This is a genomic window from Egicoccus sp. AB-alg2, assembly GCF_041821065.1.
Taxonomy (GTDB): Bacteria; Actinomycetota; Nitriliruptoria; order Nitriliruptorales; family Nitriliruptoraceae; genus Egicoccus.
On sequence record NZ_JBGUAX010000005.1, the window covers coordinates 347629 to 373829 of the forward strand.

Here is a 26201-nt window from a genome sequence, read left to right on the forward strand (position 1 = left end):
CGAAGCCGACGAGGAGACCCAGTGACCGTGCGTGCCGTGCGATTCCACGAGACCGGCGGACCCGAGGTCCTGCAGCTGGAGGACGTCGAGGACCCTCGCCCCGGCCCCGGCGAAGTGCTCGTCGAGGTGGCGGCGGCCGGCGTCAACTTCATCGACACCTACCAGCGCAGCGGCAGCTACCCGATGGACCTGCCGAGCGGTCTCGGGTTGGAGGGTTCCGGCGTCGTCCGCGCCGTCGGTGAGGGCGTCGAGCACCGCCGCGAGGGCGAGCGTGTGGCCTGGACCGACCAGCTCGGCTCGTACGCGCAGCTGGTGGCGGTCGACGCGGACCGCACCGTGTCCGTGCCAGACGACGTCGACCTCGACGTCGCGGCGGCGCTGATGTTGCAGGGGCTGACGGCCCACTACCTGTCGAGCTCCACCTACAAGCTCGGCAGCGACGACACGGCGCTGGTCTATGCCGCAGCCGGCGGCGTGGGACGCCTGCTGGTCCAGCTCGCCAAGCGCCGTGAGGCCCGTGTCCTGGCCTGCACCTCGACCGACGAGAAGGAGGCCGAGGCCCGCCGCCTGGGCGCGGACGAGGTGATCCGGTACCGCGACGTGGACATCGCCAAGACCGTCCGTGAGCTGACGGACGGCCACGGCGTGGACGTGGTGTACGACTCCGTGGGTGCCGACACCTGGGAGTCGTCGCTCGACAGCCTCCGCCCGCGCGGGATGATGGTGCTCTACGGCGCGTCCTCGGGTCCGGTTCCACCCCAGGACCCGCAGATCTTCAACAAGAAGGGGTCGCTGTTCTTCACGCGCCCCACGCTGTTCCACCACGTGGCCGACCGCGACACGCTGGAGTGGCGGGCGGGCGCGTTGTTCGAGCTCGTCGGGCAGGGCCAGCTGGAGGTGCACGTCCACGACCGCTATCCCCTCGACCAGGTCCAGCAGGCTCACATCGACCTGGAGTCGGGGCGCACCGCCGGCAAGCTGCTGCTGGTGCCCTGAGCCGGGTGCTGCGTGAGCGCCACCGCCGACACCCTCGCGCCCGACCCGGACGAGGAACCGACCCCGCGCGAGCGGCTCGCGGCCGTCCTGGAGCAGCGACTCGACGTGCCGATGGCGGTCCTGGCCGTCGTGTGGGCGGCGCTGGTCGCCTACGAGCTCGTGGCACCCGGGGCCGTGCGCCCGGCGCTGGCCACGACCGGCAACGTCATCTGGGGCGTGTTCGTCGCGGAGTTCCTGCTGAAGCTGGTGGTGTCGGGGCATCCGCTTCGGTTCCTGCGCCGGCACTGGCCCTCGCTGCTGTTCCTGGTCCTGCCGGTCCTGCGGGTGCTGCGGATCGCGCGTGCGTTGCGGGTGGTGCGAGTCCTGCCGGCGGCCCGCGTCGTCGGCTCGTCGTACCGGGCGGTCGGGACGGCCCGCGGCCTGCTGACGGGACGGCTGCAGTTCCTGGCGGTGATGACCGGCATCGTGACGTTCGGCGGCGGACAGCTGCTCTACGTCATCGAACGCGACCGCGAAGGGGCGCTGACCTCCCTCGGCGACGCGCTGTACTGGGCGGCCAACCTGGCGATCGCCTCGAACGTGATCTACACGCCCGTCACGCTGGCGGGACGGCTGCTGAGCCTGGTGCTGTCGACCTACGCACTGGTGGTGTTCGCGTCGCTGGCGGGCTCCCTCGGCGCCTTCTTCGTCGAGTCCCGCCAGGAACGCGCCGCCGTCGAGGACGAGAAGGGCGAGACGTGACCGACCTGCCACACACCCCCGCGATCGCCGCCGCCGAGGCGCTCGGCCTGGACCACGAGGTACGCGTCATCGAACGTGCCCGCAGCGTCGAGGAGGCGGCCGACCGCATCGGCGTGCCCGTCGAGCGGCTGTGCAAGACGCTGGTCGTGCGCCGCGCCGAGGACGACCACCTGCTGGTCCTGGTCCCGGGCCCGCGGCAGCTGGACTGGCCGAAGCTGCGGGCGCACCTCGGCGTCTCGCGCCTGTCGCTCCCGGACGCCGACGAAGCCAGGTCGGTGACCGGCTACGAGCGCGGGACGATCACGCCGCTGGGCACCACCCGACCGCTCCCGGTCGTCGTCGACGCCGAGGCGGCCGCGGCGGACCGGATCGCGGTCGGCGGCGGCGCCCACGGGGTGTCGCTGCTGCTGTCGCCCGCCGACCTGATCGCCGCCGTCGGGGCCGAGGTCGCCGACGTCACCAAGGCCGGCTGAGCCTTCCAGTCTCCCTCCCCGTCCTCCCCACCCGTCCCGACAGGAGCCATCCTCTTGCGTGCCATCCGTATCACCGAGTTCGGCGGTCCCGAGGTCCTCCGGCTGGTCGACGACCAGCCGGAACCCGAGGCGGCGCCCGGCACCGTCGTCGTCGACGTCGCCCACGCCGGCATCAACTACGCCGACACGCACCAGGCGGAGAACTCCTACCTGGCACCCGCGAGCCTGCCGCTGGTGCCGGGCGCCGAGGTCGTCGGCACGACCGGCGACGGCCGCCGCGTGGTGGCGCTGCTGGCCGGCGGCGGGTACGCCGAACGGGCCCTGGCGGCCGAACCGCTGGCCTTCGACGTGCCGGACGCGGTCGACGACGGCGCCGCCCTCGCGCTGGTCCTCCAGGGCACGACCGCCTGGCACCTGCTGCGCACCTCGGCACACCTGCAACCCGGCGAGTCGGTGGTCGTGCACGCGGCCGCCGGCGGCGTCGGCAGCCTCGCCGTGCAGCTCGCCAAGCGTTGGGGCGCCGGCCGAGTCATCGCCGTCGCGTCGTCGCCGGACAAGCGGGAACTGGCGCTCGACCTCGGCGCGGACGTGGTCGTCGACGCCGGCGCCGACGACCTGAAGGGCGCCATCGAGGAGGCCAACGGCGGCAAGGTCGACGTGGTGCTGGAGATGGTCGGCGGCGCCACGACCGACGCGAGCCTCGCGGCGCTGGCGCCCTTCGGCCGGCTGGTGTTCTACGGCATGGCCTCGCGCCGGCCGCCCTCGCCGGTCGAGCCGGGCGCACTGATGCAGCGCTCGCGGGGCGTCATCGGGTTCTGGCTCGCCCACGCCATGCGCGACCCGCAGCGTCACCTGGCCACGCCGATGCGCGAACTGCTCGACCTGACTGCCGCCGGCGACCTGCGCCCGGTGGTGGGCGGGACCTACGCGCTGGGCGACGCGGCCCAGGCCCACCGCGACCTGCGCGAGCGGCGGACGATCGGCAAGCTGCTGCTCGACACGCAGCGCTGACCGTGGCCTCCGAGGCCCGACCGCTGCCCGACCGCCTGCGCGGCTTCGCCGCCGCCTGCGAGGACCGCTCGCCGCTGTACGCGCACCTGGCCCGGCGCGCGGCCGACGACCCCGAGGTGGCAGAGCTGCTGACCGCCGCGCCGACCGCCGGGCTGGCCCATCCGACGCTGCTGTTCGCCGCCGTCCACGACCTCGTGCTGGCCGGCGATGCGCCCGACCTGGCGGCCTGGTACCCCAGCGCCGGCGGCCGCCGCACCCTCGCGGACGCCGACCCGTGGCCGACGTTCCGGCGCACGGTGCTCACCCATCGCGCCGCGGTCGAACACCGCGTCGGCACGCGGCGCACCCAGACCAACGAGGTCGGCCGCAGCAGCGCGCTGCTGGTGGCCCTGCGCTGGGTCCAGCAGTCGGTGGCCCGCCCGTTGGCGTGGCTGGACGTCGGCACCTCGGCGGGGCTGAACCTGCGGCTGGAGCACTACCGGCACGAGTTCGTCGGCGACGCCGCGACCCGCGTGCTGGGGCCCGAGGATGCCCGCGTGCGGCTGCGCTGCGAGGTCACCGGCGTACCACCGCTCGACGCGGTGCCCGACGTCGGGTGGCGGAGCGGGCTGGACGCCGCGCCCGTCGACGTCACCGACCCGCGCGAGCGCGCCTGGCTGCAGGCCTGCGTGTGGCCGGAGCAGATCGACCGGTTGCAGCGGCTGCGGGCTGCGCTGGACGTCGCCACCGCCGACCCGGTGCCACTGCACACCGGCGACGCCGTCGACGCGCTGGCCGAGGTGGCGGCTGCGGCGCCGGCCGACGCCCACCTCGTCGTCACCCACAGCTGGGTGTTGGCCTACCTCGAACCGGACGCTCGCAAGGCGTTCGAGGCGGCCCTGGCCGAGCTCGGGTCACGTCGCGACCTCGACCGCATCGGCATGGAGAGCGGCGGGCTGGTGCCCGGGACCGTTCGCGACGGGCGGGCACGCTCGTGGCTGGGCCGCAGCGCCTGGCGCGACGGGCGACGTGAGGACCAGGTCGCCGCCGAGGTGGACGACCACGGTCGCTGGTTGACGTGGGAGCCCGGGCCGGCACGCCCGATCGCCTGAGAGGCGACTCAGCCCGGTCATCGCCACTTCTCAGGACCGGCTCACCGCCGCCACAGCCCGGCCCCGCACGCTGCAGGCATCGAGTCGGTGCCAGGTCAGCGACTCGAGAGGCACCGGACGGCTGCTGAGACGCTTCTCAGCTTCGGCCCAGGAACCGCTCAGCCGGCCTCGGCATCGTGTGACCACAACTTCGAGGAGACCACCCCATGAAGCACCTCTCACGCTGGAAGACGGTGACGGCCACGGCCGCCACGGCGGCGCTCGCCGCTGGCGCGTTCGGGCTGTCGGCCGCCGTCGCCGGCCCGACGCAGGCGCCCGCCGCCATCGACCTGGACACGGAGTCGACGCTCGGTGAGCGCATCGCCGACGACCGCGGCGTCGACGGCACCGACACCAGCGGCTCGCCCGACACCAGCGGGTCCCCGGACACCAGCGGGTCCCCGGACACCAGCGGCTCGCCCGACACCAGCGGCTCGCCCGACACCAGCGGGTCCCCCGCCTCCCCGGCCACGCCGCCGACGCCGGACAGCCCGGCCTCCCCGGCCTCGCCCGCCAGCGCCGCCTCCATCGACTCGCCGGACGAGGCCCGCTCGGAGACCCGGACCCGGACCGAGACCCGCAGCGACGACTCGCGCACCCGCCAGGAGACCCGGACGAAGCACGCGTCGCCCGACTCCCCGGGAAGCGTCGCGTCGCCGCCCAGCCCGGCCTCGCCGCCGAGCGCGGACAGCCCCGACTCCGTCGACTCGCCGGCCTCGAACGACAGCTGACCACCTCCCGGGCCCAGGACGGCCCAGGACACGATGCCCCGCCCTTCCCGTGCCCCGCGCCCCCCGCGGGGCATCGTGCTGTTCCGGGTCGACGAGGTCTCCCGGTTCGTCCGGTCCAGCACCGCGGGCGTGCTCGTCAGTCCGCGGTGACGGCGAAGGCGCGGGCGATGCGGACCTCGGTCTCCGTCCGCCAGCCGGGATCCTGTGCCCGGTGCGGGCCGGTGGCCAGGGCCAGCCACGCGCCGGCCGTCGCCAGTCGCAGCGCCCGGTCGCCCACCAGTGGGCGGTAGGCCTCGGCGACCTGCGCCGCGTACGCGGACGCCCGGACGGCGATGGTCGGCCAGACGTGTCCGACGACCTCGAGGTGGGCGACGAGGTTGCCGGCGTCGGTCGCGAGGTGTCCCGTGCCCGAGCCGTCGACGTCGAGCAGGCCGGTCACCTCGCCGTCCTCCAGCAACAACTGCCCGTCGTGGAGGTCGCCGTGGACGGGCACGAGCGGGGCGTCGAGATCGGCCACCTCGGCGGCCAGGCGCCGCAGATCGGCGGCCGCGGCCGGCACGACGCCAGCGAGGAAGTCGAGGTGGCGGGTCGGGTCCGCGAAGGCGCGCGGGTCCCGTCGGCTGGTCAACCCGCTGGCGGCGAACCGCTGCGACAGCTCGACCAGGGCCGCCGGGCCGGGCAGCGAGCGACCCGACACCAGCGCCTCCCGCAGGGTCGCGCCGGGCAGGGCCTGCAACGCCACGATCCCCTGCCGGGCGGCGACCCCGATCACGCGCGGCACGGGCACGTGTTCCTGCAGCTGGCGGTGGATGCCAGCCAGCTCCTCGGCGCGCCGGCCGGCCAGGACCTTCAGGTACAGGACCCGGCCGGTGACGTCCGTGCCGGCATCCTCCGGGTCGGTCACGGTCACCTCGACGACCGCCCGGCGGGTCGGCCGGTAGGCACGCGTGCGCAGGCCCACCGTGCCCGGGGGTCCCTGCAACCCGTCCAGCAGCTCGCGGACACGGCCGTGGTCGATCGCCGACGGCAGGCCGGGCAGGAACGGGTCGTGCGGGAACCGCCACACCGCCAGCTGGTCCTCACCGCGCCGCAGCACGAACGTGCCGGGGGGAAGGGCGCGGGCATCGGCGTGCACGACCAGCAGCACCTCGCGGCGGGTGCCGTCGGCCTCGAGCGTGGCGGCGTAGACGTGCGAGACGGCGCGGCCCGGGCGCTGGTGGACGCTGCGCAGCGTCGCCTCGACGAGGCGCGCGCCGGCGTGTCGGGCCGCCTCCCGCAGCACCTCGACGGCCTCGGGCCCCTCGAGGTGGCGGGCGGCGGCCAGCGGGTCGGTCACCGGCGGGGGTTGCACGGACACGGGTCGTCCTCGGTCGGTCGTCACCACGATGCAGGCTCGGTCGCCGCGGTGAGCCGGGCCTGAGGGCGACATGAGAAGGTTCTCAGGTAGGCGACCCGAGCGTCGCCCGTCCTGCACACTGGCGGGCATGAACGTGTTGATCGTCGAGGACGAAGCCCGCATCGCCGCCTTCGTGGAGCGCGGCCTGAAAGCCGAGGGCTTCGCCGTACAGGTGGCTCCCGACGGCGAGACCGGCTACGCGCTGGCCTGCAACGAGGACGTGGACCTGGTCGTCCTCGACCTCATGCTGCCCGGCATGTCCGGCGAGGACGTGCTGCGCCGGTTGCGCCAGCGGCGGCCGGACGTCCCCGTCATCATCCTGACCGCCCGCGACGCCGTGGAGGACCGGGTCCGCAACCTCAACAACGGCGCCGACGACTACGTCACCAAGCCGTTCAGCTTCGTGGAGCTGCTTGCCCGCATCCACGCGCGCCTGCGCTCGCGCGACCAGCGCAACGCCACGGAACTCGAGATCGGCGACCTCACCCTCGACCTGCGCAGCCGCACCGCCCGGCTCGGCGGTCGCGAGGTCACCCTGACGGCCCGCGAGTTCGCGCTGCTGGAGACGTTCATGCGCCACCCCAACCAGGTGCTGTCGCAGGTGCAGTTGATGGACCGGGTCTGGGGCTACGACTTCGACCCCGGCTCCAACGTCGTCGAGGTGTATGTCGGCTACCTGCGACGCAAGCTGCGCAAGGACCTCATCGAGACCGTCCGCGGGGCCGGCTACCGCCTGCGGGCCGACGCCGGCGCCCCGGCCGGCACGGGATCCGGCTGACATGGCCGGCGTGCTGCGGTCGCTGCGCTCGCTGCGGGTCCGCGTCCCCGCCACGGCGATGGCGGTGTTCGTGATCAGCCTGGCCGTCGCGGCCGTGCTGGCGTACGAGCTGCTGCTGCAGGACGGGCGGCGCGACATCGATGTCGTCATCGCCCGTGAGCAGGAGCGGTTCAGCCTGTCGATCTCCGAGCTGCTCGCCGAGGTGCGGGCCGACGAGCCGCAGGCCGAACCCACCGAGGCGCTGCGCGCGGCCGTGACCCGCTACCTGCAGCTCAACCCCTCCACGCCGTCGTACTGGGCGATCGTGACGCTGGCCGACGGCGACCGCCTGGCCGCGGCCAACGGCCCGCCGGAGCTCGAGCCGCTGTACCGGAACAACGCGCTGCCGCAGGGCCGGCTCAACGTGCGCGAGACGATCGACACCGAGGCCGGCGAGGTACGCACCTCCACGGTGCCGATCCTGCTCGGCGGCGAACAGGTCGGGACGCTGCAGATCGTCTCGCCGCTGGCGCCGGTGCGCAGCGAGGCGCTGGAGGCCGCGGGCCTGGTGGCCGCGGCCGCCGGCGTGTCGCTGCTGCTCGGCGGCATCCTGCTGTCCGCGACGCTGTGGCGAGCCCTGACACCACTCGGTGCGCTGGCCGCCGCGGCCCGCACCACGAACCTGCGGTCGCTGGACGCGCGGGTCGAAGAGCTCGACACCGACGACGAGGTGGGCGTGCTCGCCCGCGAGTTCAACACCATGCTCGACCGTCTGGACCGTGCCTCGGCGCAGCAGCGCGAGTTCATGGCCAGCATCGGCCACGAGCTGCGCACGCCCATCACCATCGGCCGCGGCCACCTGGAGATGTTGCAGGCGGTCGGGCCCGACGACCCGGAGCTGACGGCGGAGACGATCGCCATCCTGCAGGACGAGTTGCGCCGGATGGGGCGGCTCGTCGACGACCTCATGGCGATCGCGCGCTCCGGGATGGAGGACTTCACCCGGCCGCGCGAGTTCGAGCTGGTGCAGTGGTTCGAGGAGCTCGAGCTCAAGCTGGCCGGCACCGAACACGGCCGCCGGGTGCGCATCCACCCGCCGCCACCCGTGACGCTGCTCGCCGACCCCGACCGGCTGTCGCAGGCGGTGCTGAACCTCGTCAACAATGCCGGCGTGCACACGCCCGCCGACGTGGTCATCACGGTCGACGCCGACCTGCGTCCGGACCGGGTCGTGATCGCCGTCCAGGACGACGGCGACGGCATCCCCGAGCCCATCCGCGACCAGGTCTTCGCCCCGTTCGTGCGGGCCGGCGACGCCCCGTCCTCGACCGGCCTCGGCCTGAGCGTCGTGAAGGCGGTCGTGGACGCGCACGGCGGCGAGGTGGAGCTCGACACCGGCACGTGGGGAACGCGGGTCGCCCTGCACCTGCCGTGGCAGCCCGCCGCCCATGACGAGGAACTGCTCCCGGGGCCGCTCGAGGCGACCGTCGAGGCGTCGGTCGAGGGTGGGGCCGGGTCGACGACGCGGCTGGCCGGGCCGGCGCCGGCCGCGGAGTCCGTCGGCGAGGACACGCTGCGCCTGCCCGCCGACGCCGACGAGACGCGGCCCACGCTGCGCGTGCGCCGGCCCGGCTGAGGAGGATCCCGTGGACACCCCACGACGGTGGCAGGTCGCCTCGGTGGTCACGGCCGCGGCCAGCATCGGCGCCGGCGCCCTGGCGCTGCACCGCCCCTCCGCCGAGGCCATCGAACCGATCGACCTCGACGTCCTCGCCGCGCAGGTGGCGCCGGGGCCGGACGCCGATCCGCCGGTGACCGGCTCCCTCGACGCCGTGATCGTCCCGCCGGACCTGCTCGAGCGGGTGCCGACGCCGCCGACCCCGGCCACACCGGTGACCGCCGAGACGCCGGCCACACCGGGCGAGACACCGGCGACACCGGCGACACCGGCGACACTGGCGACACCGGCGACACCGGCGTCCATCGCCTCGCCCGACGACGACTCGGCGACGACCAGCACCGCCCCGGCCACGACCTCGCGCACCGCGCCGGCGCCGGCGGACAGCCCCGACAGCGTCCACAGTCCGGACAGCATCGACACCTGAGCGGGGCCGAACCGGTCTACCCTCGACCGTCATGCGTTCCTGGGTCCTGCCGTTCCTCGCCGGCGTCACCGTGGTGGCGCTGGTCGCCACCAGCGTCGGGCTGGTCGTGCAGACCCGCCGCGCGGCGGCGGCCGAGGCACGGGCCGACGCGCTGGCCGTCGAGGTGGAGCAGCTCCAGGATCGCGTCCGGGAGCTGGAATCCGGGCGCGCCGGCGACGGAGACGGCGGGCTGCAGGGCCTGCTCGACGGACTCCTGGGCGGTGAGGGCGGCGGTCTCGAGGGCCTGCTCGGCGGGCTGCTGGGCGGCGACGGGGACGCGGGCGGCCTGCTGGGTGGCGGAGACGCCCCCGGTGCGGCGTGTCTGGTCCCCGACGAAGGTGCCGGACTCGGGGCGTTCGGCGGCCGGGAAGGGCTCTTCGGCGAGGAGGGCCTCAGCGGGCTCCTGGAGGGTGACAGCCTGCTCGGCGACCTGGGCGGACTCCTCGGTGGCCAGGACCCGGCCGGGGAGTCCACGTCGACGCTGCCGGAGGATCCCGACGACCTCGTCGAGGCACTGGTCCCGCAGGTGGCCGACGACCGCGAGCTGACCTGGACCGACCCCGTCGAGGTGGACTTCCTCACGACCTCCGAGGTACAGGCACGGCTGGACGAGTTGCTCGAGGACGATGCCGACCCGGCCCGCGACGACGCCTACCAACGGCTGCTGGTCGCGCTGGGTGCGGTACCGGCCAGCACGGACCTGCCCACGGTGCGGCGGCAGTTGCTCGACGAGCAGGTCGCCGGGTTCTACGTGCCCGACACCGGTGAGCTGGTCGTGCGCGTGCCCGACGACGGGCAGGTCGGCACGCTGGACAAGATCACCCTCGCCCACGAGCTGCAGCACGCCCTGGCCGACCAGGCCCTCGGCCTGCCGGACCTGGAGGCGTTCGAGGGCAGCGACCGCGTCCTGGCCGCCCAGGCCGTGGTCGAGGGCGACGCCACCCTGTTCATGAACCAGTGGGCGCTGGCCAACATCCCGGTGCAGGACCAGATCGCGGCGGCCACCGGCGACGACGCCGCCCGTGCCCAGGCCGGCCTCGACGGCGTGCCGGTCTACCTGCAGCGCGAGTTGCTCTTCCCCTACACCGAGGGGCTGGACTGGGTCTGTGACCGCTGGCTCCAGGACGGCTGGTCAGGCGTGGACGCGGCCTACGCCGACCTGCCGGAGACGACGGCGGAGATCCTCTACGGCGACGCGGCCGCGGTGCCGCGCGAGCTGGAGGTCCCGGCGGCACCCGACGGCCACGAGACGGTCCTGTCCGACGAGTTCGGTGCGGCCCAGCTGCTGTGGCTGTTCGAGGCGCCCGGCGGCGACGAGGCCAAAGCCCTGCCCGACCCGCGCCGATCGGCCGCCGCCTGGGCCGGCGGGCAGGCCGCCGTGTACGCCGATGGCACCGACAGCGCCGTCGCGCTGGTCTTCGGCGATGCCCGCGGGACGCTCTGCGACGACCTCGCGAGCTGGTACACGGCGGCGTTCCCCGAGGCCACCAACACCCGCGAGGGTGCCGTGCAGTCCTTCCTGATGCCCGCCCAGCACGCGACGCTCAGCTGCGACGACGGCGTCGTGCGCCTCGGCATCGCACCCGACGCGGCGACGGCACGGGCCGCCGCCGAAGGCTGACGTCAGCCCTGGTCCATCTCGTCGAGCATCTGCGCCATGCGGCTCATCTCGATCTGCTGATCGCTGACGACGTGGTTGGCGAACTGCGAGATCTCCGGCTCCTGACCGCCGTCGGAGGCGAACAGCTCCTCGACCATCTGCAGCGCCCCCGCGTGGTGACGCATCATGTACTCGAGGAACAGCCGGTCGAACTCCTCACCGGTGGCGGCCTCGAGTTCGGCGAACTCCTCCTCGGTGAGCATGCCGGGCATCAATTCGCCCTCGTGGCCCTCGTGCTCGGCGAGCAGGCTCGGCACCTCGGCGTCGCGCGCCTCGAGCCAGCGGCGCATGAGGTCGATCTCGTCCTCCTGCGAGATGTCCATTCGCTCGGCGAACAGCGGCAGGTCCTCGCGCTCGGTGCGGTCTTCCACGAGTCGCGTCATGCGCAGCGCCTGCGCGTGATGCGGGATCATGCCCTGCATGAAGGCGATGTCCGCCTCCGTGTGCTCGGGCGGCTTGACCGCCTCGGCCGCCTCCTCGGGGGTGAGCTCCCGACTCGGTTCACCCGGCGCGCCCGGCTGGATGATCCGCGGCTGCGCCGCCGCGGTGGTGTCGTCGGCCGACGTGCACCCGGCGACGCCCACGAGCAGCGCCGCGAAACCGGCCAGAACGGCAGAACCACGATTCATGCAAACCTCTCCCAGTGTGCGCTTCGTGCCCCCGATGCCACCATCCGACCTCGACTTCAGACTAGCTTCAGCGCGTCTCCGTACGAGACCCGCGGTCGTCAACCGGCGCGGGGATCGCACGCGGCTGAGGGAGCCACGAGACGTCGGCACGGGGGGCACACCTGGGAGGGTGTACACGAATGAGAGTGCCATTGTCTCGTCCCGTGCGGAGGCGCACGGGACGTTTGCTGTTCGCGGCCCTGGCTGCGACGTCGCTGTTCGCCGGCGCACTGCCGGCGGCGGCGGACACCATGCCGGCCGAAGAGCAGGAGGACGCCGACTTCGGCTTCGAGAGCTTCGAGGCGTCGGAGAGCGCCGAAGCGCCGCAGTTCCCGACCACCGACGACCCGCGCGTCGGGCTGCAGGCCGGCCCCGGTGAGACGGCGGGCCAGGCCATCCTGAACCTGGAGAAGCTCGCGAGCCTGCCGCTGGCGCCGGGCGCGAACACGAACTCGGACCTGGCCTTCACCGGCGACTACGTGATCTCCGGCAACTACAACGGGTTCAACGTCTACGACGTGTCGGACCCGACCGAGCCGCAACTGCGAACCTCCATCATCTGCCCTGGCAGCCAGAACGACGTGTCGGTCTACGGCGACCTGCTGTTCATGTCGGTCGAGGCGACCAGCGCCAAGATCGACTGCACCTCCGGCGGCGTCACGTCGGCGAACCGGTTCCGCGGTGTCCGCATCTGGGACATCAGCGACATCGACAACCCGGTCCAGCTCAATGGCGTGCAGACCTGCAAGGGCTCGCACACCCACACCATCGTGGAAGACCCGAACGACGACGACAACGTCTACGTCTACGTGTCCGGGACGGCCGGTATCCGTGCTGCGGCCGAGCCGCCGTTCAACTGCACGGGCGCCAGTTCGCTGCTGAATCGCGACACGGACAACTTCTCCGTGACCGTGATCAAGGTGCCGCTGGACGACCCGGACGCCGCGGCGATCGTCAACCGCAACGCGCGCATCTTCTCGTTCTGCGGTGACAACTCCTGCGAGGACGATCACGCCAACGGGTCGCTGAACGCCTTCCCGCCGAGCAACCCGCAACCGCTGTACCCCGAGGGCAGTGGGCGTGAGCCGGGTGGTCAGAGCGCGTCGCAGGCCTCCACCTGCCACGACATCACGGCCTACCCGCAGATCGGCCTGGCGGCAGGTGCCTGCCAGGGACGCGGGCTGCTGATCGACATCACCGACCCGGCGAACCCGCGCCGCATCGACGCGGTCGAGGACTACAACTTCGCCTACTGGCACTCGGCGACGTTCAACAACGACGGCACCAAGGTCATCTTCACCGACGAGTGGGGTGGCGGCTCCGGTGCCCGGTGCCGGGCGACCGACCCCCTGACTTGGGGCGCCAACGCACTGTTCGACATCGTCGAGACCAATGAGGGCCTGAAGATGGAGTTCGCCTCCTACTTCAAGCTGCCGATGGTCCAGACCAACCAGGAGAACTGCGTCGCCCACAACGGCTCGCTGATCCCGGTCCCCGGCCGAGACATCATGGTCCAGGCCTGGTACCAGGGCGGGACCACGGTGTTCGACTTCACCGACTCGAAGAACCCCGTGGAGATCGCCTACTTCGACCGCGGCCCGAACCACCCGACTTCGCTGCAGACCGGCGGGTTCTGGTCGACGTACTGGCACAACGGCTACATGTACGGCAACGAGATCGGGCGCGGCTTCGACGTCTTCGACCTGACGACGTCCGAGTTCCTGAACGAGGTCGAGATCGCGGCCGCGAAGCAGGTCCAGTTCGACGAGTACAACGTCCAGGGCCAGGAGCGTCTCGTCTGGCCGGCGACCTTCACCACCGTCCGTGCCTGGCACTCGGCCGCGCAGCGGCAGGGCGTGCTGAGCGCGGAGACGGACGCCAACCTGACCAAGTTCATCGACCGCTCCGAGAAGTCGGCCGACAGCAAGAACGCCGCGCAGCGCCGGAACGACGCCGCGCTGCTGAAGGCGGTCGGCAACCAGCTCGGCGACAGCAGCGTCGAGCAGGGGCTGAAGAACGCCCTTTCGGAGCTGTCCGACACGCTGCGGTGACCCGCGGCTGAGCACCATGGAGGGGCGGCGCGCGAGCGCCGCCCCTCCGGCGTTCCGAACTGCCGCCCGCGTGCGCTGGTTCCACGGCCAGGGACCGTTGTCCTGTCGCCCGGACTACGTTGCCCGCTGTCGTCATCAGCACCCGGGAGAGAGCGGATGACGACGAATCGGGGCGTGCCGCCGGTCCTCTCGTGGACGGGGCGGCGTGCCCCTTCGTCGTTGTGGAGCGCGATTCCTGCGAAGGAGAGACGTACGTGAGAAGCAGCGCGAGAACGAGCGGGGGCCGGAGACGACGGCTGGTGGCCCTGGCTGCCGCCGTGTCGATGTTGGTGATGACGCTGCCGGCCGGCGCCGTCGCCCAGGACGCCGACCCGCGCGAGGGTCTGGCACCTGGCTCGGATGCAACCTCGGGCGGCAACGCCTTCACGGTGCCGAATGCCGACGCCGCGACGGCAGCGTCGAACATGGAGTTCCTGGCCAACCGCCCCAAGCCGGCGTGGACGAACGCTGCCGGGCAGGAATCGGCCGCAGCCGCCTTCAACTACAGCAACATCAACTCCGACCTCGCCTTCACCGGCGACCACGCCATCTCCGGCAACTACCGGGGCTTCGGCATCTACGACGTGTCCGACCCGGCCAACCCGGTGCTCGAGACGATCGTCAACTGCGTCGGCGGTCAGGGCGACGTCTCGGTCTACGGCGACCTGCTGTTCCAGTCCGTCGAGTCGACGTCGGCGCGTCTGGGCTGCAACAACGACGCCTCGCAGCCGGTCTTCCGTGGGGTGCGGATCTTCGACATCTCCGACCTCGAGAACCCGCAGTACGTGGCGGGCGTGCAGACCTGTCGCGGTTCGCACACCCACACGGTCGTCGAGGACCTGAACGACGACGACACCGTCTACGTGTACGTCTCCGGCACCGCCGGTGTTCGCCCCGCGACCCAACTTGCCGGCTGCACCAACCCGACCAACTCCAACCAGGCCTCGGCCTACCTCGACGCCGACGGCAACCCGATCGCGACCTCGCGCTTCCAGGTCGAGGTCATCGAGGTGCCGCTGGACGCTCCCGAGGACGCGGCGATCATCAACGAGGCGCGTCTGATGGCCGACCCGGTGACGGGCAGCCCGGCCGGTCTGTGGCCGGGTGGCAACCACGGTCCCGGCACGCAGAACACGGCGGCGACCGACGCCTGCCACGACATCACCGCGTACCCGGAGATCGGCCTGGCCGCCGGCGCCTGTGAGGGCAACGGCATCCTCATCGACATCTCCGACCCCCGCAACCCGGTGCGTATCGACGAGGTGCTCGACCCGAACTTCGCCTACTGGCACTCGGCGACGATCAGCAACGACGGGACCAAGGTCGTCTTCACCGACGAGTGGGGCGGTGGCGTCGGTGCGCGCTGCCGGCCGCAGGACCCGGACAACTGGGGCGCGAACGCCATCTTCGACATCGTCGATGGCAGGCTCGAGTTCGCGAGTTACTACAAGGTGCCGAACGTGCAGGCCGACAACGAGACCTGCGTGGCCCACAACGGCAACCTCATCCCGGTCCCGGGCCGCGACATCATGGCCCAGGCGTGGTACGAGGGTGGCGTGTCGGTGTTCGACTTCACCGACTCGTCCAACCCGGTCGAGATCGCGTTCTTCGACCGTGGGCCCTACCACCCGGAGGTCTTCCACCAGGGTGGGTACTGGTCGGCCTACTGGTACAACGGCGCGATCTACGGCAACGAGATCTTCCTCGGTTTCGACTCGTTCGGCCTGACGCCGAGTGAGCACCTGAACGAGGTAGAGATCGCCGCCGCCGTGTCGGCCGAGCTGTCGGAGCACAACGCCCAGGCGCAGGTCGAGTACACCTGGCCGGCGTCGTTCACGACCGTTCGTGCCTGGCACTCGGCCGCGCAGCGACAGGACGTGCTTGCAGCCGAGATCGACGCCAACGTCGCGAAGTTCGTCGATCGTGCCGAGGCGGCGACGCAGGCGAACAACGCCGCGCAGCGTCGCAACGCCGCCGCGCAGCTGCGCGCCGTGTCGAACCAGTTGGGCGACAGCAGCGTCGAGCAGGGCCTGCGCGACGCACTGCGGGAACTGGCGGACACGCTCTGACCGGACACCGCAGCGGATGACCGCGAGGGGGCGCCGACTCGGCGCCCCCTCGCCGCGTTCACCGGCCCGGGAGCGGACGACCGCCCGCTCCAGCGGACAGCCGCGGATCGGTCAGAAGACGACCAGGTCGTCGCGGTGGATGACCTCGCGCGCGAAGCCGGACCCGAAGGTCTCGGCCGCGTCGGCCGTCGAACGCCCGGCGATGCGTTGCAGGTCGCCGGCCGAGTAGTTGGTCAGACCGCGGGCGACGGCACGACCGTCCGCGTCGACCACCTCGACGGCGTCGCCGGCAGCGAACTCCCCCACCGTGCCGACGACCCCGACGGACAGCAGGGAGGCGCCGCCGACGCGCAGCGCGTGAACGGCGCCTTCGTTGACCTGCACCTGCCCGTGGGTGCGCAGCGCGAAGCCGATCCAGAGCCGTCGCGCCTCCAGACGCTGGGGCTGGGCGACGAACCAGGTCCCCACGTGCTCGCCGGCGAGCACGTCGCCCAGCACGTCGGGGCGGCGGGCGTTGGCGACCACGGCGTGGGCCGCCGAGCGCACCGCCACCCGCGCGGAGCCGACCTTGGTACGCATCCCGCCCGAGCCGACGTACGAGCCGACGCCGCCGATGGAGGCCTCGTCCAGCGCGTCGACATCGTCGACGCGGTCGACCAGTGCGGCTTCTGGCGACGTGCGCGGATCGCCGTCGTAGAGCCCGTCGACGTCGCTGAGCAGCACGAGCAGCTGCGCGTCGAGCATGGAGGCGACCAGGGCGGCGAGGTAGTCGTTGTCCCCGTACGACAGCTCCTCGGTGGCGACGGCGTCGTTCTCGTTGATGACCGGCAACGTGCCGAGCTCGAGCAACCGCCGCAGCGTCGTGCGGGCGTTGAGATAGTGGCCACGGCGCACGAAGTCGTCCTGGCTGAGCAGGATCTGCGCCGCGGCGCGGCCGTGCCTGGACAGCACGCGCTGGTACTCGTGGATGAGCACGCCCTGGCCCAGTGCGGCGCAGGCCTGCAGCGTCGGCAGATCCACCGGCCGGCGTTCCAAACCGATGAGCCCCATGCCGGCCGCGACGGCGCCCGACGAGACGAGCACGAGCCGCGTGCCGGCGTCCTGCGCCGCGACGAGCTGCTCCGCGACCGCGGCCACCTGGGCACGGTCGAGCTGGCCGTCCTCACCCCGCAGCGACGACGACCCGACCTTCACGACGGCGAGGTCGGGGCGGGCGAACCGTGGCCCGCCGCCACGTGCCGGCGTCACCGTCCGACCTCGACGCGCGTCGAGCCGCTCACGACGGGGCCTGGTCGTCGGCGCCGGGCTCGGCGTCGGTCGGCTCGGCCGCGGCGTCGACGTCGTCCTCGGGATCCTGCTCGCCGGCGAGGATGGCGTCACGTTCCTCGGCCGGCAGGTCGTCGAGGTCCGGGTCGAACTCGAACACCATCTCACCGATGACGACGTCGTCGCCCTTGCGGGCGCCGGCCTCGATCAGGGCCTTCTCCACCCCGGCGCGACGGAGGCGGCCCTGCAGGTAGCGCACCGCCTCCCAGTCGTCGAGCGGCAGCATCTGGACCCAACGCTCGACGCGATCGCCGAGGACCTGGTAGCCGTCGTCGGTGGACGTCACCTCGAAGTCCCGTTCGCGTGAGGTCAGTCGCAGCACGACCTCCCGGTCCGGCGCGGCCGCCTCGACCAGGACCTCGCCGCGGGCCGCCCGTTCGGCGGCGACCATGGCGCCGAGGCGGTAGCGCAGCGGATCCAGGCCGGCGCCGGACACGGCCGACACCTGCAGCACCTGCTCGCCGGCGGCCTCGAGCTGCTCGACGACGAGCTCGGCCATCGCGCGCCCGTCCGGGAGGTCGACCTTGTTGAGGACGACGAGCTGGGGGCGCTGCAGCAACGTGGGGTCGTGGCGGCGCAGTTCGTCGCGCAGGACGGCGAGGTCACGGATCGGGTCGCGGTCGGGCTCCATCGGCACGGCGTCCAGCACGTGCAGGAGCACGAGGCAACGCTCGATGTGGCGCAGGAACCGGATGCCCAGCCCCTTGCCCTCGGCCGCGCCCTCGATCAGACCGGGCACGTCGGCGAGCACCACGTCGATCGGCTGACCGTCGCCGTCCTCGCCGCCGCGCATGACGCCGAGGTGCGGGGTGAGGGTCGTGAACGGCCATGCCTCGACGCGTGGCTTGGCAGACGACAGGCGGGCGACCAGCGACGACTTGCCGGCGGACGGGAAGCCCACCAGCCCCACGTCGGCGATCATCTTGAGCTCGAGCCGCAACGAGCGGTCGCGGACCTTCTCGCCGCGCTCGGCGAACCGCGGCACGCGGCGATAGCGGGTCGCGAAGGCGGCGTTGCCGCGGCCGCCACGTCCGCCGCGGCCGGCCACCCAGCGCTGACCGTCCGCGACCAGGTCGGCGAGCACCGCCCCGGACTCACGGTCGCGCACGACCGTGCCGAGCGGGACCGTGATCACCTCGTCGCGACCTTCCGCGCCCGTGCGGTTCATGCCCGACCCGTGACCGCCGTTACCACCGCGGCGGTGCGGGGAGCGGTGCAGGTCGAGCAGCGAGGTCGTGTTGCGGTCGGCCACGAACACCACGTCACCGCCGCGGCCACCGTCACCGCCGTCGGGCCCGCCGCGGGGCACGTGGGCCTCGCGGCGCATCGACACCGAGCCGTTGCCGCCGTCGCCGCCGCGCACGTGGACCGTGCACTCGTCGACGAAGCTGGGAGTCTCCACGGGTGCGGCTCCGGATCGGAAGGCAGGGTCGAGGACGAAAGCGAACGGGGCGGCCCGTCGGGGCCGCCCTCGCTCACGGATGCTTCGCGCTCCCGCCGGTGTCAGTCCTGGGTCGGCAGGACCGAAACCGTGGTGCGCGTGCGGGTCTTGTGGAAGCTCACCGCGCCGTCGGCCAGCGCGAACAGCGTGTCGTCCCCACCGCGGCCGACGTTCTCGCCGGGGTGGATCTTCGTGCCGCGCTGACGAACCAGGATGCCACCGGCGCGGACGGTCTCGCCGCCGTACTTCTTCACGCCGAGACGCTTCGCGTTGGAGTCGCGGCCGTTGTTGGACGAGCCGCCGCCCTTCTTGTGCGCCATGTCAGATCTCCTCGATGCGGACGGTCGTCCGGTGCTGACGGTGCCCCCGCCGCTTGTGCTGCCGGGACTTGTTCTTGTAGGTGAACACCCGGATGCGCTTGCCCTTGTCGTGGCCGGTGATGGTCGCCTTGACCGACCGCCCGTCGAGGTCACCGCCGGTGGTGACGTCACCGTCGTCGCCGACGACGAGCAGCGGGGTGAGCTCGACGGCGTCCCCGACCGCACCGGTCAGCTTCTCGATGGTGACTTCCTGGCCGGGCTGGACCCGGTACTGCTTGCCGCCCGTGGCGATGACCGCGTACACGGTGGCCTCCTGGATCTGCTGCCGCCCCGAGCACGAGGCGAGGTGGACGTGAAAGGTCGCTCTGGAATACCCGTCCCGGTCCCGGGAACCCTTTCCGGCCACGTGCCAGCGCACAAGGCGTGGCGAGTCGGTCGTACAGGACCGGGGCGCCGGGCGAGGGGCGAGACGGGCGCGCGAGCAGCCGCGTCGGGCAACGCGCGTCGCGAGAAGGTACCCGGGCGGTGCGTGAGCGGTCAACCGGCCGCCGTATCCTGACCGCTGCCCGCGGCACCACCGACGTGCCCGGCGCTCCCCCGTCGCCCCCGCCCCTGCGAAGGTGCCCCGTGCGTGCCACCTGCGCCGACCACACCCGCCGCGCCGACGAACCGCTGGCCGGGTCGGCACCGACCGCGCTGGGCTGGTTCTGCGTCGAGCAGTCCGGCGCCTGGGGCCGTGACGCCGTGCGCGAGTCCGGTCTTCCCGAGCATGTCGGGGCGGCGCTGCAGACCACCGTCACGGACCTCGACGTCCGGCTGCAGGTGATCCGGCGGCCGAGCCACCGCGAGGGGCGGTCCCGCCACGGCGCCCCGCGAACGGTGCTGCTCGCGCACACCGGCGACGAACCGTGGCTGGAGGTCGTGGAGGTCGCGGACGTCGAGGAGGTGGCCGACCTGGACCCGGCCGTGTGCCTGTCGCCCACGCCGCCGGGGCTGGGCCGGCGGGTCACCGAACCGCGCTACCTCGTGTGCACGCACGGCAAGCGTGACCGCTGCTGCGCGACCTACGGGCGTCCGATCGCCGACACGCTGGCCGCGCTGCACCCGTCACAGACGTGGGAGGTCTCGCACGTGGGCGGGCACCGGTACGCCGGCAACCTGGTGGTGCTGCCACACGGCAACGTCCACGGCGGGCTGGACGTCGCGGGCGCGGTCCGGGTCGTCGACCTGCTGGCGGCCGACCGCCTGGACGTGCCCTCCGCCCGGGGACGGTCGGGGCTGTCGCGTGCGGCGCAGGCGGCGGACGTGCTCGGACGCACGAAGCTCGACGTGGACGCGCTGGGCGGCGTCGTCGCCGGCGACGTTCAGCCGCTGGCGGGCGGCCACCACCGCGTCCACCTCGACGTCCAGGGGCGTGCGTATGAAGCCGAGGTCGTCGAGGAGCCGACCGGCCGGCCGCGGCTGGTGTCCTGCGACGCCGCCGAGCCCGAGGACCCCGGCGTCTGGCGGCTGGTCTCGCTGACGGCCGTCTGACCCACCTCGAGGTTGCGACCCGGCCGCGACGCGGCCACGCGCTCAGCCGCGTGCGGCGTGCCAGAGGATCGACGGCAGCAGGCCCCGGTCGCCGGTGGCGGTGAACTCGGCCAGCTTCGGCGCCAGCTTGGCCAGCCCGCGGTGGGTGTGGAACCACACCGGCTTCATCGGCGGCCGGAACGGGCCGCGGACGACCGACTTCTCCACGTCCTCGAGCAGGTAGCTGTTGTGCACCACGCCGCGACCGGACTGGATGTCCTGCGGCGTCGCGCCCGGGTAGGCGCCCCACGTGGTGCTGACCATCCCGTAGGCCACCGCCGACCAGTGGTTGACCACCACCGAGCCGTAGCGCAGCCGGTCGATGGCGCGTTCGACGGCGGCCGCGATCTCCGGGTCGCGCAGCGACTCCGGGTGGACGATGATCGAGGCCGACAGGGTCCCCCACAGCGTCTCGTTGCAGAACTCCACGGCGGCGTCGAGGTAGTCGCCGACCGTCCGCGGCGCGTCGAGCGCGACCTCGCCGAACACGCCGCAGAACGCCTCGGTCGTGAAGGCGACGTCGTCGAGGTTCCTCGGATCGAGGTCGGGGATGAACGTGAACGGCAGCCGGTCCCCGCCGTCGTCCGGCGCCTCGCCGTACCACTCGGCGGTCGGGTGCGCACCGGTGAACTCGCGCCAGCGGTCGACGGCGCCCGGGTAGTAGGGCACCCGCGGCTCGGCGCGGCGCAGCGAGTCGCGGATCGCGTTGACGAGCTTGCGGCGCCTGGCCCACTGCCGGTGCTGGATCACCATGCGGGCGGCGACGCAGTTGAACCCGGCGTTGTTGACCAGCATGGAGGCGATGTTGTCCCCGTGGAAGGCGACGTCCTTGTCGCTCCACGGGCCCGGCACCACGATGACGGGGCTGACGTTGCCGAGCTCGGACGTGATCGGCTTGTCCAGCAGCGGCTCGCCGGCGGCCTTGCGGCGCTCGCCCTCCTCGCCGGTACCGAACACGATGGCGTCGTGGGTCCGGTTGGAACCGGTGATGTGGATCGCGTCGACCTGCTGGTGGTGGGTGAGGTGGCGGCCGACGTCGCCGCCGCCGTACACGATGCGCAGGAAGCCTTCGCGCACCAGCGGCTGCAGCGCCGCGGCGACGTGCGCGCCGAGGTGCTCGTTGACCGGGTTCATCTTGAGCAGGACGACCCGGTTGCGTGCGAACAGCTCGTACAGGGCGTCCATCGGCCCGATCGAGGAGACGTTGCCGGCGCCGAGCACCAGTGACACGGCCGGCTCGGACGCCTCCGGGTCGCGGTAGACCCGGCCCATGCGCGCCTCGGCCTCGTCGAGCGAGACGTGCGGCTGCAGGCGGACCTCGCCCGTGAAGCCGGTGAACAGCAGCTGGTCCTCGAGGTCGGCGGGGAACACCTTGGCGACGACCTGGCCGCTGGGGGCGACCTCCAGCGACGGCGGACGCGGGCGCCCCGTGTCGCGGATCTGCTCGAGGCTGCGGGCGAGCAGGCGCAGGTTGCGCAGCAGCACCACCGGTCCCGAGATCCAGTCCTCGCCCATCAGCGGCGAGTCGCGGCGCAGCCCCTTGGCCTCGGCGGCCGCCAGCGTCCACGCCGGGGCGGCGTCGAGCGTGTCGTCGACCAGTTCGGCCAGCAGCTCCAGCCGCTGATCGATGTCGGTCGCGACCCAGGCCGCGGCGCGTTCGCGCAGCGTGGCGAGCGCGGCGTCCAGGTCCTCGCGGGACGTCGCGGGAACGCCGTCCTGCGGCTCCGGGATGGCCAGGGTGCCCGTCATGCTCGCCGTCACGGTGACTCCTTGCCCGACACCACTCCCCCGAGGCGAGGGAGGCGCCGGCGAGGGTAGCCAGCGCCCGGGCGGCCCCGGCACCGGCCCACGGCACGGCGAGGATCAGCTGGAGGTGCCGGCCCGCCAGCTGGCGTGGAGCCCGGCATAGACGCCGCCCGCGTCGACGAGCTCGCGGTGCGGGCCGCGCTCGACCACCCGGCCGGCGTCGAACACCAGCACCTCGTCGGCGGCCTCCGCGGTCGACAGCCGGTGGGCGATCGTGATGGTGGTGCGCCCGCTGGTGAGGCCCACCAGCGCCCGCTGCAGGCGGACCTCGGTGGCCGGGTCCACCGCCGAGGTGGCCTCGTCGAGCACCAGCAGGTCGGGGTTGGCGACGTAGGCGCGCGCCAGCGCGACCAGTTGGCGCTCGCCGGCCGACAGCGCGTTGCCCCGCTCGCCGACCGGTGTCCGCAGGTGCTGGGGCAGCTCCGCGACCCAGTCGGCCAGGCCGAGCTCCACCATCGCGAGCTCGAGGTCCTCGTCGTCGATCGACGGGCGCCCCTGCCGCACGTTGTCGGCGATGGTCCCGTCGAACAGCATGCCGTCCTGCGGCACCATCACGACGCGGCGGCGCAGCGAGTCGAAGCGCACCCGGTCGAGCGGGGTGCCCGCCAGCAGCACGCGCCCCTCGGAGGGGTCCATCAGGCGGGTGAGCAGCTTCGCGAAGGTGGTCTTGCCCGACCCGGTCTCGCCGACCACGGCGACGCGGGTCTGGGGGGCGATGTCGAGGTGGACGTCGTGCAGCACCTGCGGGCCGGTGGCGTTGCGGCCCGTCTCACCGGGCCGCGGGTAGCGGAACGACACGTGCTCGAACGTGACCCCGATCGGGCCCTTCGGCAGCTCGACGCCCTCCTCGCCCGGGTCGGCGACGTCGGGGTCGAGGTCGAGGACGTCGAGGACGCGGCGCCAGCCGGCCACGGCAGTCTGCCCCTCGTTGATGACCTCGGTCGCCATCAGCACCGGCTCGACGAACAGCGCGATGAGGAACAGGAACGCCAGCACGGTGCCCGGCGTGACCTGGTCGTCGACGCCGAGGACGACGCCGGCGAGCACGACCGCGGCCGTCGCGATACCGGCGAACACCTCGCCGCTGCCGGAGAACACGGCGGAGAGCTTGCCGGCCCGCAGCGCGGCCCGGCGGTGGTCCTCGATGCGCTCGTCCAGGCGCCGCTGGGTGCGACGTTCGATGCCGTAGGCACGCACGACCGGGGCGCCGACGACCGTCTCCGCGAGCGCCCCGAGCATCCGGCCGACCCGCTCGCGCACGGCCAGGTACGCCGTGGTGAGCCGGACCTGGAACCAGCGCGCGGCGAACAGGAACGGCACGAACACGACCAGCACGACGACCGTCAGCTGCCACGAGTAGTACAGCATCACCAGCAAGGAGACGGTCAGCTGCCCGGTGGCGGTGATGAGGTTCAGGCCGGCCCACTGCATGAACCGGCTGATCTCGTCGATGTCGGTCGTCACCCGTGCGGTCAGCGTGCCGCGCTGCTGGGTCGCCTGGTGGAGCATCGACAGGTCGTGGATGTGGCGGAACGCCCGGACGCGCAGGTTGGACAGCGCCGTCTCCACCACGCTGGCCAGGCGCCAGTTCATCCAGCCGCTGGCGAGCGCGGTGACCACGACGGCGACGCCGGCCAGCACGACCGCGTTGGCGACGGCGGCGATGTCGACACCGCCGCCGGTGCCGCCCAGGCCGTCGTCGATGGTGCGCTGCACGGCGATCGGCACGATGGCCCGGCCGGCGGTCGCGACCAGCGCGAGCAGCAGCGTGCCCGGCAGCCCGATGCGCAGCTCCGGGCTCAGCGAGATGCCCCTGACCAGCGTCCTCCAGGCCCCGTCGACGTGCTGGTCCCCGGGGGCGCGCGGCGGTGTCGTGGTCGCGCTCATCGGACGACCCCGTCCCCGGCGTGCTGGCGGCGTTCGGCGTCCGCCTCGCGGGCCTGCTCCTCGTAGGCGGTGACGAGGGCGGCGTACGCGGGCACCTCGCGCAGCAGGTCGTCGTGTCTGCCGCGCCCGTCGATGCGGCCGTCGCGGACGAACACGACCTCGTCGGCCAGGGCGATCGACCCGCGCCGGTAGGCGACGACGATCACGGTCGAGGGCAGGGCGGCGTCGGACAGCCCGCGCAGGATCTCCGACTCCACCGACGGGTCGACGGCAGAGGTGGCGTCGTCGAGCACCAGCAGCCGCGGCTTGCGGATGAGGGCCCGGGCCAGCGCGATCCGCTGGCGCTGACCGCCGGACAGGCTGGCGCCGCGCTCGCCCACCTCGGTGTCGTAGCCCGCGTCGAGCTTCATCACGAAGTCGTGGGCCTGGGCGAGCCGGGCGGCCGCCTCGACCTCGGCGTCGGTGTAGTCGCCCCCGAGCGTGATGTTCTCGCGCACGGTGTCGTCGAAGAGGAACGCCTCCTGGAACACGATCGCGACGTCGCTGGCCAGCCGGTCGCGATCGAGGTCGCGCACGTCGCGACCGTCGAAGCTGACCACGCCCCGGTCGGGGTCGTAGAGCCGCACCAGCAGGGCGGCGACGGTCGACTTGCCCGACCCGGTGGGGCCGACCAGCGCGACGGTGCGGCCCGCCTCGACGTCGAAGGTCACCCCCTCGACGCCGCGGGTGGTCGGTCCCTCGAGGTCGAGGGCCTCGCCGGCCTGGGGCGGGGTCTGGCCGGCGACCGGTTCCACCTCGGGCCGGCCGGCGGCGAGGTCGGGGCTGCCCGCCGACAGGTCCTCGCGGTCGCTGCTCGGGTGCAGGTAGCTGACGTCGTCCAGCCCGGTGCGCGCCCCGCCGTCGCGGGTGTCGCGGTGGCGGCCGTAGACCATGTCGCCGACGGCGGTCAGCACGCGCTGCACACGGTCCCAGCCCACGATGGCGCGGGGCAGTTCGCCCAGCAGCCACCCGAAGACGCGGATGGGCAGGGCGACCAGTCGGAACAGGTAGGCGAACGTGATGAGCGCTCCGGCGTTGATGGCGCCGTCGCGCACGCGCATGGAGCCGACCAGCAGCACGAGCAGGATGCCGACGTTGGGCAGCGCCTCGATGACGGGGTCGAAGAAGGCCCGCAGGCGCCCGACCACGATCATCTTGTCGCGCAGGTCCTCGGAGATGCCGCGGAACTTGTCGGCCTCGGCGGCCTCCCGGCCCATCGTCTTCACGACCAGGGCCGCGTCGAACGACTCGTGGGCAACCTCGGACACGTCTGCGCGGGCCTGCTGCGCCACGGTGGCGGCGTAGCGCATCTTGCGCTGGTAGTACCAGTTCGCCAGGCCGAGCAGGGGACCGACCGAGAAGCCGATCGCCGCCAGGAACGGGTCGGTGAACACCAGCAGGCCAGCGGTGATCACGAGCAGCAGCGACGCCCCGAACGCCATCGGCAGCGGGGCGGCGACGAAGAAGGCCGACTCCACGTCCGCGTTGGCGTTGGACAGCAGTTCGCCGGTCGGGTGGCGACGGTGCCAGGCGATCGGCAGTTCCAGGTAGCGACGCGTCACCCTGCGGCGGTAGTCGGCCTGCAGGCCGTACTGGGCCACGTAGGCACCGAAGCGGCGCCCGAACACGCCGATCGCCTTGAGGGTGGCGACGGCGACGATCGCGGCCATCGCCGTCGCGACCAGGCCGCGGTCGACCTGGCCGGCGTCGAAGGCCGGCAGGATGACGTTGTCGGTCACCCACCCGAGCACGAGCGACGAAGCGACCGTCATCCCGGCGTACACGGCGGAGCCGCCCATGCCCCAGGCGAACGGCTTGGGGGCCGACCGCAGGGCCTGGGCGATCACGACGGCGCCGCGACGGACGATGCCGTCGCGGGCGCGTGGGGTCGGGCGGGAGGTCACGGCGCTCACCCGAGCGAGACTACCCGGTGGGTTCGACGCC

General features: G+C 73.0%; 22 protein-coding genes. 13 read left to right on the plus strand and 9 right to left on the minus strand.

What is annotated here, in order from left to right; genetic code table 11:
* The first annotated feature begins 27 nt into the window (after positions 1-27).
* The 6 genes from ACERM0_RS11490 (at position 28) to ACERM0_RS11515 (ending at position 5082) form a co-directional block, all read left to right on the plus strand.
* Positions 28-996, plus strand: coding sequence for a quinone oxidoreductase (locus ACERM0_RS11490; RefSeq protein WP_373678879.1), 969 nt, complete (start codon positions 28-30; stop codon positions 994-996).
* A gap of 12 nt (positions 997-1008) precedes the next feature.
* The gene (locus tag ACERM0_RS11495; RefSeq protein ID WP_373678736.1) at positions 1009-1737 is read left to right on the plus strand and encodes an ion transporter; all 729 of its coding nucleotides are present in this window, start codon (positions 1009-1011) and stop codon (positions 1735-1737) included.
* Entirely contained in the window at positions 1734-2210 is a 477-nt protein-coding gene (locus ACERM0_RS11500; protein WP_373678737.1) for an aminoacyl-tRNA deacylase, read from the plus strand. The genes ACERM0_RS11495 and ACERM0_RS11500 overlap by 4 nt, the downstream gene beginning before the upstream one ends.
* A 54-nt stretch (positions 2211-2264) precedes the next feature.
* The gene (locus ACERM0_RS11505; protein WP_373678738.1) at positions 2265-3221 is read left to right on the plus strand and encodes a zinc-binding alcohol dehydrogenase family protein; all 957 of its coding nucleotides are present in this window, start codon (positions 2265-2267) and stop codon (positions 3219-3221) included.
* 2 nt (positions 3222-3223) lie between these two features.
* Positions 3224-4312: a DUF2332 domain-containing protein gene (locus ACERM0_RS11510; protein ID WP_373678739.1), complete on the plus strand. Its 1089-nt coding sequence runs from the start codon at positions 3224-3226 to the stop codon at positions 4310-4312.
* Positions 4313-4518: 206 nt separating this feature from the next.
* Positions 4519-5082, plus strand: a complete 564-nt coding sequence (locus ACERM0_RS11515) for a hypothetical protein (RefSeq protein ID WP_373678740.1) — start codon at positions 4519-4521, stop codon at positions 5080-5082.
* Between the two features lie 136 nt (positions 5083-5218).
* Here ACERM0_RS11515 and ACERM0_RS11520 read toward each other — a convergent pair whose 3' ends face one another.
* Positions 5219-6439 (minus strand): phosphotransferase, encoded by a 1221-nt coding sequence (locus tag ACERM0_RS11520; RefSeq protein ID WP_373678741.1) that lies wholly within the window; start codon positions 6437-6439, stop codon positions 5219-5221.
* A 127-nt stretch (positions 6440-6566) separates the two neighbouring features.
* Here ACERM0_RS11520 and ACERM0_RS11525 point away from each other — a divergent pair, with 127 nt between their 5' ends.
* From ACERM0_RS11525 to ACERM0_RS11540, 4 genes are read left to right on the plus strand one after another with little or no spacing between them, the layout of a single operon-like run.
* Entirely contained in the window at positions 6567-7256 is a 690-nt protein-coding gene (locus ACERM0_RS11525; RefSeq protein ID WP_373678742.1) for a response regulator transcription factor, read from the plus strand.
* A 1-nt stretch (position 7257) separates the two neighbouring features.
* The gene (locus tag ACERM0_RS11530) at positions 7258-8871 is read left to right on the plus strand and encodes an ATP-binding protein (RefSeq protein WP_373678743.1); all 1614 of its coding nucleotides are present in this window, start codon (positions 7258-7260) and stop codon (positions 8869-8871) included.
* 10 nt (positions 8872-8881) lie between these two features.
* Entirely contained in the window at positions 8882-9340 is a 459-nt protein-coding gene (locus tag ACERM0_RS11535; protein ID WP_373678744.1) for a hypothetical protein, read from the plus strand.
* A gap of 31 nt (positions 9341-9371) precedes the next feature.
* Positions 9372-11000: a hypothetical protein gene (locus tag ACERM0_RS11540; protein ID WP_373678745.1), complete on the plus strand. Its 1629-nt coding sequence runs from the start codon at positions 9372-9374 to the stop codon at positions 10998-11000.
* 2 nt (positions 11001-11002) lie between these two features.
* Here the strand turns inward: ACERM0_RS11540 and ACERM0_RS11545 are convergent, their stop codons facing one another.
* Positions 11003-11668 carry a DUF305 domain-containing protein gene (locus ACERM0_RS11545; RefSeq protein ID WP_373678746.1) on the minus strand — a complete coding sequence of 222 codons (666 nt, stop codon included), beginning with the start codon at positions 11666-11668 and terminating at the stop codon, positions 11003-11005.
* A gap of 203 nt (positions 11669-11871) precedes the next feature.
* Here ACERM0_RS11545 and ACERM0_RS11550 point away from each other — a divergent pair, with 203 nt between their 5' ends.
* Together ACERM0_RS11550 and ACERM0_RS11555 are read left to right on the plus strand one after the other, a co-directional pair.
* Positions 11872-13758, plus strand: coding sequence for an LVIVD repeat-containing protein (locus ACERM0_RS11550; RefSeq protein WP_373678747.1), 1887 nt, complete (start codon positions 11872-11874; stop codon positions 13756-13758).
* A 299-nt stretch (positions 13759-14057) separates the two neighbouring features.
* Positions 14058-15866 carry an LVIVD repeat-containing protein gene (locus ACERM0_RS11555; RefSeq protein WP_373678748.1) on the plus strand — a complete coding sequence of 603 codons (1809 nt, stop codon included), beginning with the start codon at positions 14058-14060 and terminating at the stop codon, positions 15864-15866.
* Positions 15867-15977: 111 nt separating this feature from the next.
* Here ACERM0_RS11555 and proB read toward each other — a convergent pair whose 3' ends face one another.
* The 4 genes from proB to rplU form a co-directional block, all read right to left on the minus strand.
* On the minus strand, positions 15978-17114 hold the full coding sequence (proB, locus tag ACERM0_RS11560) for a glutamate 5-kinase (RefSeq protein WP_373678749.1): 1137 nt from the start codon (positions 17112-17114) through the stop codon (positions 15978-15980).
* Between the two features lie 28 nt (positions 17115-17142).
* A complete protein-coding gene (gene obgE / locus ACERM0_RS11565; protein ID WP_373678750.1) occupies positions 17143-18594 on the minus strand; it encodes a GTPase ObgE in 1452 nt (483 codons plus the stop codon).
* 101 nt (positions 18595-18695) lie between these two features.
* On the minus strand, positions 18696-18953 hold the full coding sequence (gene rpmA / locus ACERM0_RS11570; protein ID WP_373678751.1) for a 50S ribosomal protein L27: 258 nt from the start codon (positions 18951-18953) through the stop codon (positions 18696-18698).
* Position 18954: 1 nt separating this feature from the next.
* Positions 18955-19257 carry a 50S ribosomal protein L21 gene (gene rplU, locus ACERM0_RS11575; RefSeq protein WP_373678752.1) on the minus strand — a complete coding sequence of 101 codons (303 nt, stop codon included), beginning with the start codon at positions 19255-19257 and terminating at the stop codon, positions 18955-18957.
* Positions 19258-19580: 323 nt separating this feature from the next.
* On the opposite strand from rplU, the gene ACERM0_RS11580 reads away from it, so the two are divergent.
* Positions 19581-20486 (plus strand): sucrase ferredoxin, encoded by a 906-nt coding sequence (locus ACERM0_RS11580; protein ID WP_373678753.1) that lies wholly within the window; start codon positions 19581-19583, stop codon positions 20484-20486.
* Positions 20487-20528: 42 nt separating this feature from the next.
* On the opposite strand, the gene ACERM0_RS11585 is transcribed toward ACERM0_RS11580, so the two are convergent.
* The 3 genes from ACERM0_RS11585 to ACERM0_RS11595 form a co-directional block, all read right to left on the minus strand.
* Entirely contained in the window at positions 20529-22286 is a 1758-nt protein-coding gene (locus ACERM0_RS11585) for an aldehyde dehydrogenase family protein (RefSeq protein ID WP_373678754.1), read from the minus strand.
* A 102-nt stretch (positions 22287-22388) separates the two neighbouring features.
* Positions 22389-24218, minus strand: coding sequence for an ABC transporter ATP-binding protein (locus tag ACERM0_RS11590; protein ID WP_373678755.1), 1830 nt, complete (start codon positions 24216-24218; stop codon positions 22389-22391).
* The gene (locus ACERM0_RS11595; protein ID WP_373678756.1) at positions 24215-26170 is read right to left on the minus strand and encodes an ABC transporter ATP-binding protein; all 1956 of its coding nucleotides are present in this window, start codon (positions 26168-26170) and stop codon (positions 24215-24217) included. The genes ACERM0_RS11590 and ACERM0_RS11595 overlap by 4 nt, the downstream gene beginning before the upstream one ends.
* Positions 26171-26201: the final 31 nt, after the last annotated feature.

Excerpts from the sequence above, each read along its gene's own strand:
- ACERM0_RS11525 (WP_373678742.1), top strand. The coding sequence starts at position 6,567 with ATGAACGTGTTGATCGTCGAGGACGAAGCCCGCATCGCCGCCTTCGTG.
- rpmA (WP_373678751.1), bottom strand. The coding sequence starts at position 18,953 with ATGGCGCACAAGAAGGGCGGCGGCTCGTCCAACAACGGCCGCGACTCC.
- ACERM0_RS11590 (WP_373678755.1), bottom strand. The coding sequence starts at position 24,218 with ATGAGCGCGACCACGACACCGCCGCGCGCCCCCGGGGACCAGCACGTC.
- ACERM0_RS11515 (WP_373678740.1), top strand. The coding sequence starts at position 4,519 with ATGAAGCACCTCTCACGCTGGAAGACGGTGACGGCCACGGCCGCCACG.
- ACERM0_RS11545 (WP_373678746.1), bottom strand. The coding sequence starts at position 11,668 with ATGAATCGTGGTTCTGCCGTTCTGGCCGGTTTCGCGGCGCTGCTCGTG.
- ACERM0_RS11540 (WP_373678745.1), top strand. The coding sequence starts at position 9,372 with ATGCGTTCCTGGGTCCTGCCGTTCCTCGCCGGCGTCACCGTGGTGGCG.
- ACERM0_RS11530 (WP_373678743.1), top strand. The coding sequence starts at position 7,258 with ATGGCCGGCGTGCTGCGGTCGCTGCGCTCGCTGCGGGTCCGCGTCCCC.